Here is a 12,570-nt window from a genome sequence, read left to right as displayed (position 1 = left end):
TAAAAGATGCAAAGCCTGATTCATCCTACTGCCATTATTGACCCCAAAGCTGAGCTGGATAGTTCGGTTGAAGTGGGTGCATTCACCACCATAGGCGCCGGTGTACGTATTGATGCGGGTACCAAAGTTGGCTCTCATGTGGTCATAGAAGGGCCGACCACTATCGGCAAACAAAACGAGATATTCCAATTTTCTTCCCTGGGTGCAAAACCCCAGGACAAGAAGTTCAAGGATGAACCGACGACACTGGAAATCGGTGACCATAACACCATACGCGAATTTTGTACTTTCAACCGCGGCACCATCCAGGATAAAGGCACGACCAAAATTGGCGACCATAACTGGATTATGGCCTATGTGCATATTGCGCATGATTGTATCGTCGGTAACCATACGATTATGGCCAATAACTCATCCCTGGCGGGTCACGTCACCATTTACGATCACGCTATCCTCGGCGGGTTTACCCTGGTGCATCAGTTCTGCCAGATTGGCGAACATATTATTACTGCGGTTGGTTCAGTTGTATTCAAGGATATTCCACCTTACGTCACAGCTGCCGGCTATGATGCGCAACCGCATGGTATTAACGCGGAAGGCCTGAAGAGACGCGGATATACTCCGGAAGCGATTCAGCAGATCAAGCGTGCTTACAAAGTGCTTTACCGCCAGGGTTTGTCATTTGAAGAAGCAAAACTGGCTTTGGCTGAAATGGAAAAATCATGCCCTGAAATCGGCCTGATGACCCGTTTTCTCGCGCAAACTACGCGCGGCATTGTGCGTTAGTTCAAAAACACTATGGCTAAAATTGCAATGGTGGCGGGCGAGGCCTCCGGTGATTTGCTGGGTTACCACCTGATCCAGGAGCTCAAGTCACTGCATCCAGATATTCAGATTTTTGGCATTGCCGGACCTAAAATGATGAGTTTAGGGGCTAAATCTCTTTACCCGATTGAACGCCTTTCGGTACGTGGTTACCTGGAAGTGCTTCGGCATCTTTGGGGCTTGCTAAAGCTACGCAAAGAGTTACTCAAACAAATCCTGATACAGAAACCTGATGTGTTTATTGGTATTGATGCGCCTGATTTTAATTTCTGGTTAGAAAAGAAACTGAAAGCCAAAGGCATTGCGACTATTCACTACGTGAGCCCTTCCATCTGGGCATGGCGCAAAAACCGTATTCACAGTATTAAACGTGCGGTTTCGCATATCTTGGCACTGTTCCCGTTTGAGCCCCCCCTGTATCAGCAGATAGGCGTTCCTGTGACCTATATCGGTCACCCGCTGGCAGATGCTTTGCCTATGGAACCAGATGTGCCGCAAATGCGTGAAAAGCTCAAATTGAAGAAGAATAGTGTAGTGATTGCACTATTACCTGGCAGCCGTCAGTCAGAAGTGATTTTTCATGCTGAGCTGATGTTGGAAACGGCCATTTCATTTGAGCGGTTGATGCGCGAGAATGGCAATACCGTGCAATTCCTGGTGCCACTGGTGACGCGTGAAACACGCGATATATTCCAGAATGCATGGCATCAGTTACTGACACAAAAGCCTGATATCGACATCGATATGCAGATCATGTTCGGCCATGCCCATGAGGCCATGATAGCCGCTGATGCTATTGTGGTTGCTTCAGGCACGGCAACGCTTGAGGCAGCCTTGCTTAAAAAACCGATGGTAATCACTTACAAAATGTCTAATATGAGCTGGCAACTGCTGAAACGCATGCGTCTGCAACCTTATGTAGGTTTGCCGAATATCCTGGCGGGTGAATTTATTGTGCCTGAGTTATTACAAAAGGACGCCAATCCCGAACAAATTGCACAGACGCTGTATAACTTACTGGCAGATAAAACCGGCCTGGCGGTGCTGCGCGAAAAATATCGCGCTATCCATACGCAATTAAAACAGAACAGTGCGCAAAAGGCGGCTGCTGTCATCAGGCAGTTCTTGCCGGCCGCATCATGACTATTCAGCGGCTCTGTGGCATTGATGAGGCGGGTAGGGGTCCATTGGCCGGTGCGGTGTATGCAGCGGCTGTGATTCTTAATCCAGAACGCCCCATCCCAGGGTTGGCGGATTCCAAAAAAATATCTGAAGCCAAACGTAATTCACTGACTATTGAAATTAAAACACATGCCTTGGCTTGGGGCATTGCCAGTGTCAGCGCGCAGGAAATAGACGAGATCAATATCTTGCAAGCCAGTATGCTGGCGATGCAGCGCGCGTATCTGGCAATGGTGAACGATTTTGATATGCATGCGACCTTGATTCAAGTAGATGGTAATCGCCGGCCAAAGTTTGATTTGCCATGTGAAGCCATTGTTAAAGGCGATAGTAAAGTCGCTGAAATTTCTGCGGCTTCTATCCTCGCAAAAACAGCCAGGGACGCTTCTTTGCTGGAACTGGATACACAATATCCCCAGTATGGCTTTGCCCAGCATAAAGGCTACCCGACTGCGTTGCACCTTGAGCGCCTGGCGGAATACGGTGTAACGGCTGAGCACCGTCGCAGTTATGCACCTGTGAAAAAACTGCTTGTTGTGGGTTTAAGCCATCAGGCCGTCACGGCAAGTGGTTAAAACCCAAGCGTGAACAAATAAAAACCGCTCACTTGAGCGGTTTTTTATTTGGAGCAGGTTGGTTACTCAACCAGCAACGCAGTTTTACCTGGTTTACCGTTCATATCGTCTGCTTCAGGCAGAGGATCTTTTCTCGAGGTGATGGTAGGCCATACCGTTGAAAGACGCGCATTCAGTTCGATAAAGTGCTGCTGGTCGGCTGGCACATCGTCTTCCGAGAAAATGGCTTCAGCAGGGCATTCCGCGACACACAGGGTGCAATCAATACACTCATCCGGGTTAATGGCGAGAAAGTTAGGGCCTTCAACAAAGCAGTCGACCGGGCACACATCTACGCAATCGGTATATTTGCACTGAATACAATTTTCGGTTACTACATAGGTCATTTTTTCAAATCCTTAGCGGCTTGGTTTCAGCCAAAATATTAGGGTCAGCCAGAACGATATTTTATTGCAAATTAGTCTAATTGACGATGAGTTGCGTTGCGATTGATCAAACAATCATACCCGCGCCAACGGTATTGTTGGTACTTTCGTCGATGACGATAAACGCGCCAGTGGCACGGTTTTTATCGTAACTATCCACCATCAACGGCTGAGCCAGTTTAAAGCTGACACGCGCAATGTCATTCATTTTCAAGTCAGCGGTCGATTGTTGTTCCAGCGTATTCACATCAACTTTGTATTGAATCGCTCCAATTTTGGCCTTGGATTCACGAGAAGTGTGACGCACGACATACGTACGGGCTGGTGACAGCGGTGTTTCAGACAACCAGCAAACGTGAGCTTCAATCTGTTTCACCGGTTCTATCACTTCTGCGGTTTTCACAATCATATCACCACGAGAGGTGTCGATTTCGTCTTCGAGCAACAGGGTAATACTTTGTTCTGTTTGCGCGCTTTGCAACTGATCATTGCCAATCTGAATGGCTTTGACTTTGGATTGGTAGCCGTTAGGTAATACGGTAACAGCATCGCCTACAGCAATCTCACCAGACTCAACCCTGCCCATAAAGCCACGGAAGTCGTGCAGTTCAGGATTAGCAGAATCATGTGGGCGGCAAACAAATTGCACCGGGAAGCGGAATTGTTCTGCCGGGTCGCTGTGCGCTGCAGGCACCTGTTCCAGGATTTCCAGCAGCGTCTCGCCTTGATACCAATCCAGGTTGTCCAGGCGGTCTACCAGCATGTCGCCGTTAAGGGCAGACATCGGGATGAACTTGATATCACGTGCTTGCGCCAAGCCAATTTCGGTAGCAAATGCCAGGTAATCCGCTTTAATTTTTTCATATGTGGCCTGGTCATAATCAACCAGGTCCATCTTATTCACTGCTACCACAATATGCTGCAGACCTACCAAATGCGCCAGGTAGCTGTGTCTGCGCGTTTGTGTCAGCACACCACGGCGGGCGTCTATCAAAATGATTGCCAGATTCGCTGTAGAAGCGGCAGTCACCATATTACGCGTGTATTGCTCATGACCAGGCGCATCAGCAATGATGTATTTACGCGTGCCGGTGCTGAAATAACGATAAGCCACGTCAATGGTAATACCTTGCTCACGTTCAGCTTGCAGGCCATCAGTCAGTAATGACAGGTCCACGGCATCCATACCGCGTTTACTCGAGGTACGCTCAATATTACTTAGCGTATCGGTCAGAATGGTTTTAGTATCGTATAGCAGGCGGCCTATTAAAGTGCTTTTGCCATCATCCACGCTGCCGCAAGTCATAAAGCGTAGCAAAGAATCATTGTGTTGTGTTGTCATAATGTTCACTTAATTAAAATGCTGAAGAACTCTTGGGAAACGCCCTATGGAATGCTACCCATGGATTTATCTGCATTTTTAGAAATAACCTTCTTTTTTACGCTGCTCCATCGAAGCCTCGGAGGTCTGGTCATCCAGACGGGTCGCACCGCGCTCGGTGATAGTCGTTGTAGCAGTCTCTATCACGATTTTGCTGACATCATCAGCATCCGAAATCACTGGCGCCGTGCAAGTGATATCCCCTACAGTACGGAAACGCACCTGCATGTTGATGACTTCTTCAGCCGCTTTTGGCTGATTAATCAGGCTACCGTCAGACAGGGGCACATTCACCGGGAAAATCGAGCCATTACGCATCACGACATCGCGCTGATGCGCAAAGTAGATGCTAGGCAGTTCCAGTTTTTCGCGCTCGATATATTGCCAGACATCCATTTCGGTCCAGTTTGAAATCGGGAAGGCGCGGATGTTTTCACCCTTATGCACGCGGGCGTTGTACAGGTTCCACAATTCAGGACGCTGGTTTTTTGGGTCCCACTGACCGAATTCATCACGGAAACTCATGATGCGTTCTTTGGCACGCGCTTTTTCTTCGTCCCTGCGGGCACCGCCAATGCAGCAGTCGAAGCCGAATTCTTCAATGGCTTCCAGCAAAGTCACAGATTGATGCTTGTTACGCGGTTCATCGGCCGATTTCAATACCACCGTGCCGCGTTTGATCGAGTCTTCCACTGAGCGCACAATCAGGCGCTCACCCAATTCAGCCGCACGCTGGTCACGGAAGTTCACCACTTCCAGGTAGTTATGACCGGTGTCAATATGCAAAAGCGGAAACGGAAAACGGCCAGGGCGGAATGCTTTTTCTGCCAGGCGTAAAATACATAATGAGTCTTTACCACCCGAAAACAGCAATACCGGGTTTGAGCATTGGCCAGCGACTTCGCGCAAAATATGTATGGCTTCAGCTTCCAGCCAGTCGAGGTGGGACAAAGGTTGTTTAGTTGTCATTTCAATCTTCTATCAATCAGCCACAAATGCTTTCAGGTTCAACACAGCGTATGTATTGAACCGTATTCATTTGTCGTTACTTTTTAACATGCAGTCCGCATTCTTTATTCGTCGGGTCTTCCCACCACCAGCGGCCAGCACGGATATCTTCGCCCATGGCGACTGCACGCGTACATGGCGCGCAGCCTATACTTGGGTAAAACTGGTCGTGCAAATCATTGTAGGGCACGCTATACATGCGGATATAGGCCCATACTTCTTTTTCAGTCCAATCACTTAAAGGATTGAATTTTTCCAGCTTGTTGCCTGCATCGTATTCACGGGTCGGCAGGTTGCTGCGTGTAGTCGCCTGTTCAGCACGCATACCTGTGATCCATGCCTGTTTGCCGGAAAGGGCGCGCTGCAATGGCTCGACTTTACGCATATGGCAGCAGGCTTTACGCAGCTCAATGCTTTCGTAAAAAGCATTAATGCCTTGCGTGCGCACATAATTTTCAACCGCTTCGTGCCTGGGGAAAAACACCATTGGTTTAATGGTATAGGTATTTTCCACATCAGCCATCAATGTGTAAGTTTCAGCAGGCAGGCGACCGGTATCCAGTGAGAAAATCTCGATAGGCAGTTGCTCTTTTGCGATCAGGTCTGTGAGCACCATATCTTCAGCGCCATAACTGTTGGCGAAGGTGATTGCCGGAAATTCGGCAACGGCTGCTTTCAGCAATTCTAACGCTTGCGCACGCTTGGCCTGCACACTGCTGACCAATGCATCAATCAGTTCAGGACTGGTAGCCGGATTTTTAGCGGCCGGCTTAAGCATGCTGACAGCACCACTCATGAGCGATTTACTCTCCGCCAGACAGGCACGTCATCCACAGCACCCTGGTAAGGCTGGCTAAAGTCATTCAGGCTGGCGACGGCCTCTTGTGCAGAGCGGTCAGCGCGGATCAGGAAGCTGTTAAAGCCGGAACGTTTATGGAAAAACAACTGGTCGCGCAATACGTCACCAATGGCGCGCAATTCATTTTTGTAACCGAAGCGGGTGCGCAACCAGTTGCCGAGGGTGAAAATGCGGCCATCAGCAAAGCGCTCAACGAATACAGCAACTAGCGGCAGGCTATTCATATCTGAAAATTCTGCCTGCAAAGCTTCTGCTGTTTCATGGGTTGCCAGCACAATGCCAACATCACCAGCGTCAAAACGAGCTTGCAACTCAGCCTTGCGAGCCTGCCACACCGTCAGCGGTACCAGCACTTTGCCAGTTGCAGGGATTTGTGTGTCGGCAATTTGTTCAGGTGTAAAAGTGGTTTCGCCAGTCAACTTGAACAATACGACTTTACCCGCTTGCTTGCGTACAGACTCTTCACCGAGGGCAGTGGGGATCACACGTATCCATTCATCCTGCACGATTTCAGCTACACCTTCGGCATTCAGACGAATCAGGTTACTCATGCCGTGGCTCCTTTTTTCTGGTCTGCATAAACATGCGCTTTGAATGGCGCGATGCCTAACCGGCGGACAGTATCGATAAAACGCTCATCTTCATGACGTTCACGGATATACACTTCTATCAGTTTTTGCACTACGCCCGGCATCTCTTCAGCCGAGAAAGAAGGACCAATCACGCTGCCGATACTGGCGTCATTGCCTTGCTTGCCACCAATAGTCACCTGATACCATTCAGAGCCGTCTTTATCCACGCCAAGCACACCAATATGGCCTACATGGTGATGGCCGCAAGCGTTCATGCAACCGGAAATATTCAGTTCGATGTCACCAATTTCATGCAGGTAATCCAGATCATCAAACTGGTTTTGAATCGCTTCTGCAATCGGGATGGATTTAGCATTGGCAAGGCTGCAGAAATCACCGCCAGGGCAGCAAATAATGTCTGTTAGCAGGCCAATATTAGGCGTTGCCAAACCGGCTGCGCGTGCTTTTTCCCAAACGGCAAACAAATCAGATAGTTTCACATCTGCCAAAATCAGGTTTTGCTCATGTGAAGAACGCAGTTCGCCAAAGCTGTAAGCATCTGCAAGATCAGCAACTACATGCATTTGTTCGCTAGTGACGTCACCTGGCGCTTTGCCATGTGGTTTCAATGACAAGGTCACTGCACGGTAACCAGGTACACGATGTGGTTGTACTGAACGCTTCACCCAGGTCGCAAATGCCGGGTTGCAGGCAATAGCAGCATCAAATGATGGATCATGCGCTGGCAAGGTTTCATAAGGCATAGGCTCAAAATATTGGGCCACGCGGTCGAGTTCGGCATTGGTAATCGTGAGCGGGCCGTCTTTCAAATGCGCCCATTCTTCTTCTACCTGGCGTTTGAATTCTTCAATGCCCAGGGCTTTCACCAGAATCTTGATACGCGCTTTGTAAGCGTTATCGCGGCGGCCATGCACGTTGTACACACGAATGACGGCTTCGCAGTAAGACAGGATATGCTGCCATTCAAGATGCTCGCGAATTACCGTGCCCAGGATAGGTGTACGGCCCAGGCCACCACCAACCCAGACCTTAATTGCCATCTGGTCATTGCTGTCTTTGTAAAATTCCAGGCCGATATCATGCGCTTGCACAATGGCGCGGTCTTGCGTTGTACCGGAAACTGCAATCTTGAATTTACGAGGTAACAACGCAAATTCCGGGTGGAATGTACTCCATTGACGCATGATTTCTGCAATTGCACGCGGGTCAATAATTTCATCCGGTGCAATCCCTGCAAACTGATCAGTCGTGATATTGCGGATGCAATTGCCCGAGGTCTGGATGGCATGCATCTCGACAGTGGCAAGCTCCGCCAGGATATCCGGCGTATCTTCCAGTTTTGGCCAGTTCAATTGCAGGTTTTGGCGGGTGCTGAAATGTCCGTATCCGCGGTCATATTTTTTTGTAATATCTGCCAGTTTGCGCAACTGTTTGCTTGCAAGCAAACCATAAGGGATCGCAATACGCAGCATAGGCGCATGGCGTTGGATATACAGGCCGTTCTGTAACCTTAACGGGCGGTATTCTTCATCGGATAACTCGCCAGCGATGTAGCGGCGGGTCTGGTCGCGGTATTGGGCGACACGTTCGTTGACAATTTGTTGGTCTATAGGGTCGTATTTGTACATGCTTAAATCACTTTTTCGCCATTGCGAAGAGGCAGTATTTTAATGGAAAACCAGCTTAAAGCCTACATAAATCAATATCATAGCCAGCACAATACGCACCCAGTGCTCGGCAACCCGCGAACTCAGGTGGCTACCGAGGTAGATGCCGGGGATTGAACCTATCAATAATGTGCCTAGCAAGGTGTAGTCTATTGTGCCCAAAGAGGCATGACCTACACCAGCCACCAGCGTCAATGGCACCGCATGCGCGATATCACTGCCGACAATAGTGGTGATCTTTTCTTTAGGGTAGAGCATGATGAGCGCAGTTACGCCCAAAGCGCCGGCACCGACTGAAGTGAGAGTCACTAATCCGCCAAGTATGATGCCGAGAATTATCGTCGCTGCGGGCACATAGCGGACGGGAATCCATTCTTCACTGGCAACCAGGGAGATAAGTTTGTTTCGCAGCAAAACAGCGATAGAAGTGATAATCAGTGCAATGCCTAACCAGAACTTAATGGTGGAGACGGCACTGCTAGATTGCAAGTCCATACTTTGCAGCGCCCACAATGTGACCATAGAGGCAGGTACGCTACCGATAGCCAGGCGCTTCACAATGCGCCAGTCAATGTTCCCCAGTTTGCCATGCGCAAAAATACCGACAGATTTGGTGATGGATGCATAGAGTAAGTCTGTGCCGACTGCTACCGCTGGTTTCACGTTATAAACCAGCAACAAAATAGGTGTCATTAACGAACCACCGCCAACGCCTGTTAAACCCACCAAAAAGCCGACAACAAAGCCTGCCAGTATGTATCCGAATTCCATGAGGAGTATCTTCTTAACTTTAGTGCGCGAAATGTACCAGATTTTTAATTATTGATTTAATAACCAGTTGTTCTATGATATAGCTTTTGGTTATATTGAGCAGGCAATGAAATTTCACCAATTACGCTATATACATGAGGTTGTCCGTCAACAGCTGAATATCTCTTCTGCGTCAGAAGTGCTGCACACTTCACAGCCGGGTGTGAGCAAACAGATTCAGTTGCTTGAAGAAGAGTTGGGCCTGCAAATATTCCAGCGTAATGGCAAACGCCTGATCGGTGTCACCGAACCCGGCCGTAAGATTGTAGATTTGGCAGCACGCGTGATCCTGGATATGCAGAATATCAAACGCGTGGGCGATGAATATAGCCAGGAGGACAGTGGTGAACTCACCATTGCTACGACACACACACAGGCACGGTACCGTTTGCCGTCTGCGGTTAAACAGTTCATCGCGCAATATCCTAACGTCAAACTGGCGATCCACCAGGGTAACCCGGCACAGGTCACCGAGCATGTGGCTTCCGGTGAGGCCGATATCGGCATCGCAACCGAAAATATCAGTGATGACGAGCGTTTGTCGTGCCTTTCATGTTACGAGTGGAACCGCTGCCTGGTAGTGCCGCCGCAACATCCCTTGCTGCAAAAAGGCAAACTGACATTAAAAGACCTGGCGGATTACCCGCTGATTACCTATGACTTTGCATTTACCGGTGGTACTTTGGTTTCTAAAGTATTTCATGACGCCGATTTACAACCGAACGTTGTGTTTACCGCGATTGATGCCGACGTGATTAAAACTTACGTCAACCTTGGTCTCGGGATAGGTCTTATTGCGAATATGGCCTATGACGAAGTACGAGATGCGCCCCTTAAAAGCCTGGATTGCAGTCATCTATTCCCGAATAGCACGACTTATCTGGGCGTGCGTCGTGATGCTTTTTTGCGTGACTATATGTTGAATTTTATTACCATGCTGTCGCCGCAATACGACAAACGTACGGTGCAGCGCGCTTTTCATCAAGACTTATAAACCCTGCTGGTGATTTGCCGTGATTTTAGTCACATGACTGCTTAGGGCGCTGTGCTGTAATGAACTTCAATTAAAAAAGGAATGTTGACCATGCATCGCTGCATCTCGGGCTTATGTTGTTTGCTATGGCTATGTATGCCGATTATGGGGTGTGCACAGGCGATGGATAAAGGGCCGCACATGCGTGCAATCGGCCATGGCATGCCGGATGTAGATCTGGATAACGCGATTTATGAAGTACCGGTTCAGCCAAATGTCAGCTACCAGGATCTGGTGGATAGCTTAAAGTCTATTTCTGAAGGCATGAATTTTGTCAGTCCAGCCAATTTCCCGATTGGCGAACATATGAAATTGCGCGGGCAAGACCCACAAGGGATCAAGGAGGTCCGCACCTTTTGTAACCTCAGCATGGGCACGGAAATTATCCTCGATCATCCCGAGTTCCTGGTATTTGCGCCTTGCCGGGTGGCTGTATATGAAAAACCGGATGCGCAAGGCAAGCGGCGTTTATACCTAGGGCTGGATAGGCCTACGCATGATCTGAAAAATATAAAAAATCCTACTCCCAGGGCGCAGGCTTCTGCGCAACAACTGGAAGATGCCTTGATTGGTTTGATGGAAAAAGCCCGTCGCGGTGATTTTTAAGCGACTCTTGATCTATCGTTTGCCGCCAACTACCTTCCACTTTTCTGGGGCATCACCTATACTCAACCAAACAATTACTTAAACGAGTGCTTCCAATGATAGAACCGATGCTCATCGCCAAAAATAATGAAACCGACAGCGTGATGTTGCCAAAAATGGCCAACCGCCATGGCCTGATTGCAGGTGCCACCGGTACAGGTAAAACCGTGACCTTGCAAAGTCTGGCCGAACAGTTTTCACGTATTGGTGTGCCGGTATTTATGGCTGACGTCAAAGGGGATTTATCCGGCATGAGCCAGGTTGGCGGTGGCAATGCCAAAGTCGAGGCACGCGTGCAGCAGCTGGCGCTAACGGATTACAGCAATAAAGCTTACCCGGTCATGTTCTGGGATATGTTTGGTGCTAAAGGGCATCCGGTTCGCACCACACTTAGCGAAATGGGCCCTTTGCTACTTTCCCGCATGCTTAACCTTAACGAAGTGCAAAGCGGTGTACTGAACGCGATTTTCAAGGTGGCCGATGACAATGGCATGCTGCTCTTGGATTTGAAAGATTTACGTGCCATGGCGCAGCACTGTGCCGAAAATGCCGCGACCTACCAGACGCAATACGGCAATATTTCAACCGCCAGTGTGGGCGCGATTCAACGATCGTTACTGCAACTGGAAACTGAAGGCGGAGATGCTTTGTTCGGAGAGCCAGCGCTAAACCTGGAAGATATGATGCAAACCGATGCCAAAGGTTTGGGCTATATCAATATCCTTGCGGCGGATAAATTACTGAATTCACCACGTGTTTATGCCACTTTACTATTGTGGCTGTTATCCGAGCTATTCGAAAAACTGCCGGAAGTGGGTGACCTGGAAAAACCGAAGCTCGTATTCTTTTTTGATGAAGCGCATTTGCTGTTTAACGATGCACCCGCAATGTTGATGCAGAAAATCGAACAAGTGGTGCGCTTGGTGCGTTCAAAAGGGGTAGGGATCTATTTCGTGTCGCAAAATCCGCTGGATATTCCGGATGTGGTGCTAGGGCAATTGGGTAACCGTGTCCAGCATGCTTTGCGCGCTTTTACGCCGCGTGACCAGAAAGCAGTGCAGGTCGCGGCGCAAACCTTCCGCGCTAATCCAAAATTGAATGTGGCTACTGCCATTACCGAGCTAGGGGTAGGCGAAGCGCTGGTTTCATTCCTGGATGAGAAGGGTGCCCCGACGCCGGTAGAGCGCACATTTATCTGTCCGCCGGAAAGCAGGGTGGGTCCCGCAACCGATGCTGAACGTAACCAGGTAATGACGCAGTCACTGGTTGCGGGAGTGTATGACAAGTTAGTGGACAGGGAATCTGCCTATGAGACTCTCAAGCAACGGGCTGAGCAAGCCGCTGCGGCCACTGAGGAAAAAGCCCCGCAAGAGCAAGAGTCCTCTTCCGGATTTGATCTGGGCGGAATTCTCAGTGGTAAAACAAGCCGCTCCGACTCGGTATTAGAGTCTGCAGCGAAATCTGCAGCACGGGCGATTGGCTCTCAACTGGGCCGTGCCATTATCAGGGGCGTGCTAGGATCTATTCTTGGAGGCAGCAAATCCAAACGTTAATCATCAAACTTGAC

At 49.2% G+C, this 12,570-nt stretch carries 13 protein-coding genes; 6 read left to right on the top strand and 7 right to left on the bottom strand.

The window, feature by feature from the left end:
- Positions 1-6 precede the first annotated feature (6 nt).
- From lpxA to rnhB, 3 genes are read left to right on the top strand one after another with little or no spacing between them, the layout of a single operon-like run.
- Positions 7-786, top strand: coding sequence for an acyl-ACP--UDP-N-acetylglucosamine O-acyltransferase (gene lpxA / locus ASG34_RS01770; RefSeq protein WP_055825844.1), 780 nt, complete (start codon positions 7-9; stop codon positions 784-786).
- Between the two features lie 12 nt (positions 787-798).
- Positions 799-1,968, top strand: a complete 1,170-nt coding sequence (gene lpxB, locus ASG34_RS01765) for a lipid-A-disaccharide synthase (RefSeq protein WP_055825841.1) — start codon at positions 799-801, stop codon at positions 1,966-1,968.
- Positions 1,965-2,582 (top strand): ribonuclease HII, encoded by a 618-nt coding sequence (gene rnhB, locus ASG34_RS01760; protein WP_055825838.1) that lies wholly within the window; start codon positions 1,965-1,967, stop codon positions 2,580-2,582. Before lpxB ends, rnhB begins: the two co-directional genes overlap by 4 nt.
- Before the next feature lie 62 nt (positions 2,583-2,644).
- Here rnhB and fdxA read toward each other — a convergent pair whose 3' ends face one another.
- From fdxA to ASG34_RS01725, 7 genes are all read right to left on the bottom strand, one after another.
- On the bottom strand, positions 2,645-2,968 hold the full coding sequence (gene fdxA / locus ASG34_RS01755; RefSeq protein ID WP_055825835.1) for a ferredoxin FdxA: 324 nt from the start codon (positions 2,966-2,968) through the stop codon (positions 2,645-2,647).
- 106 nt (positions 2,969-3,074) lie between these two features.
- Entirely contained in the window at positions 3,075-4,349 is a 1,275-nt protein-coding gene (gene cysN / locus ASG34_RS01750) for a sulfate adenylyltransferase subunit CysN (RefSeq protein ID WP_055825833.1), read from the bottom strand.
- A 78-nt stretch (positions 4,350-4,427) separates the two neighbouring features.
- Positions 4,428-5,357, bottom strand: coding sequence for a sulfate adenylyltransferase subunit CysD (cysD, locus tag ASG34_RS01745; protein ID WP_055825829.1), 930 nt, complete (start codon positions 5,355-5,357; stop codon positions 4,428-4,430).
- 76 nt (positions 5,358-5,433) lie between these two features.
- A complete protein-coding gene (locus tag ASG34_RS01740) occupies positions 5,434-6,192 on the bottom strand; it encodes a phosphoadenylyl-sulfate reductase (RefSeq protein WP_055825826.1) in 759 nt (252 codons plus the stop codon).
- Positions 6,189-6,806: a DUF934 domain-containing protein gene (locus ASG34_RS01735; RefSeq protein WP_055825823.1), complete on the bottom strand. Its 618-nt coding sequence runs from the start codon at positions 6,804-6,806 to the stop codon at positions 6,189-6,191. The genes ASG34_RS01740 and ASG34_RS01735 overlap by 4 nt, the downstream gene beginning before the upstream one ends.
- A complete protein-coding gene (locus ASG34_RS01730; protein ID WP_055825821.1) occupies positions 6,803-8,476 on the bottom strand; it encodes a nitrite/sulfite reductase in 1,674 nt (557 codons plus the stop codon). Before ASG34_RS01730 ends, ASG34_RS01735 begins: the two co-directional genes overlap by 4 nt.
- Before the next feature lie 39 nt (positions 8,477-8,515).
- The gene (locus ASG34_RS01725; protein ID WP_055825818.1) at positions 8,516-9,286 is read right to left on the bottom strand and encodes a sulfite exporter TauE/SafE family protein; all 771 of its coding nucleotides are present in this window, start codon (positions 9,284-9,286) and stop codon (positions 8,516-8,518) included.
- A 106-nt stretch (positions 9,287-9,392) separates the two neighbouring features.
- Between ASG34_RS01725 and ASG34_RS01720 the strand changes: the two genes are divergently transcribed.
- The 3 genes from ASG34_RS01720 (at position 9,393) to ASG34_RS01710 (ending at position 12,556) form a co-directional block, all read left to right on the top strand.
- Complete coding sequence (locus tag ASG34_RS01720) at positions 9,393-10,319, top strand: CysB family HTH-type transcriptional regulator (RefSeq protein ID WP_055825815.1); 927 nt, start codon at positions 9,393-9,395, stop codon at positions 10,317-10,319.
- Positions 10,320-10,463: 144 nt separating this feature from the next.
- Positions 10,464-10,964: a DUF302 domain-containing protein gene (locus ASG34_RS01715; protein WP_235559663.1), complete on the top strand. Its 501-nt coding sequence runs from the start codon at positions 10,464-10,466 to the stop codon at positions 10,962-10,964.
- Between the two features lie 95 nt (positions 10,965-11,059).
- Complete coding sequence (locus ASG34_RS01710) at positions 11,060-12,556, top strand: helicase HerA-like domain-containing protein (protein WP_055825808.1); 1,497 nt, start codon at positions 11,060-11,062, stop codon at positions 12,554-12,556.
- The last annotated feature ends 14 nt before the right edge of the window (positions 12,557-12,570 follow it).

Origin of the sequence: Methylophilus sp. Leaf416 (genome assembly GCF_001424665.1) — a bacterium.
Classification (GTDB): domain Bacteria; phylum Pseudomonadota; class Gammaproteobacteria; order Burkholderiales; family Methylophilaceae; genus Methylophilus.
The sequence above is the reverse complement of the archived record's forward strand: the minus strand, read 5'-3'. Positions and strand labels throughout refer to the sequence as shown.

Bases quoted from the DNA above. Each gene is read 5' to 3' on its own strand.
- ASG34_RS01730 (WP_055825821.1), bottom strand. From the start codon at position 8,476: ATGTACAAATACGACCCTATAGACCAACAAATTGTCAACGAACGTGTC.
- ASG34_RS01720 (WP_055825815.1), top strand. From the start codon at position 9,393: ATGAAATTTCACCAATTACGCTATATACATGAGGTTGTCCGTCAACAG.
- lpxB (WP_055825841.1), top strand. From the start codon at position 799: ATGGCTAAAATTGCAATGGTGGCGGGCGAGGCCTCCGGTGATTTGCTG.
- ASG34_RS01740 (WP_055825826.1), bottom strand. From the start codon at position 6,192: ATGAGTGGTGCTGTCAGCATGCTTAAGCCGGCCGCTAAAAATCCGGCT.
- ASG34_RS01715 (WP_235559663.1), top strand. From the start codon at position 10,464: ATGGGGTGTGCACAGGCGATGGATAAAGGGCCGCACATGCGTGCAATC.
- ASG34_RS01710 (WP_055825808.1), top strand. From the start codon at position 11,060: ATGATAGAACCGATGCTCATCGCCAAAAATAATGAAACCGACAGCGTG.
- cysN (WP_055825833.1), bottom strand. From the start codon at position 4,349: ATGACAACACAACACAATGATTCTTTGCTACGCTTTATGACTTGCGGC.
- ASG34_RS01725 (WP_055825818.1), bottom strand. From the start codon at position 9,286: ATGGAATTCGGATACATACTGGCAGGCTTTGTTGTCGGCTTTTTGGTG.
- lpxA (WP_055825844.1), top strand. From the start codon at position 7: ATGCAAAGCCTGATTCATCCTACTGCCATTATTGACCCCAAAGCTGAG.
- cysD (WP_055825829.1), bottom strand. From the start codon at position 5,357: ATGACAACTAAACAACCTTTGTCCCACCTCGACTGGCTGGAAGCTGAA.
- fdxA (WP_055825835.1), bottom strand. From the start codon at position 2,968: ATGACCTATGTAGTAACCGAAAATTGTATTCAGTGCAAATATACCGAT.
- ASG34_RS01735 (WP_055825823.1), bottom strand. From the start codon at position 6,806: ATGAGTAACCTGATTCGTCTGAATGCCGAAGGTGTAGCTGAAATCGTG.
- rnhB (WP_055825838.1), top strand. From the start codon at position 1,965: ATGACTATTCAGCGGCTCTGTGGCATTGATGAGGCGGGTAGGGGTCCA.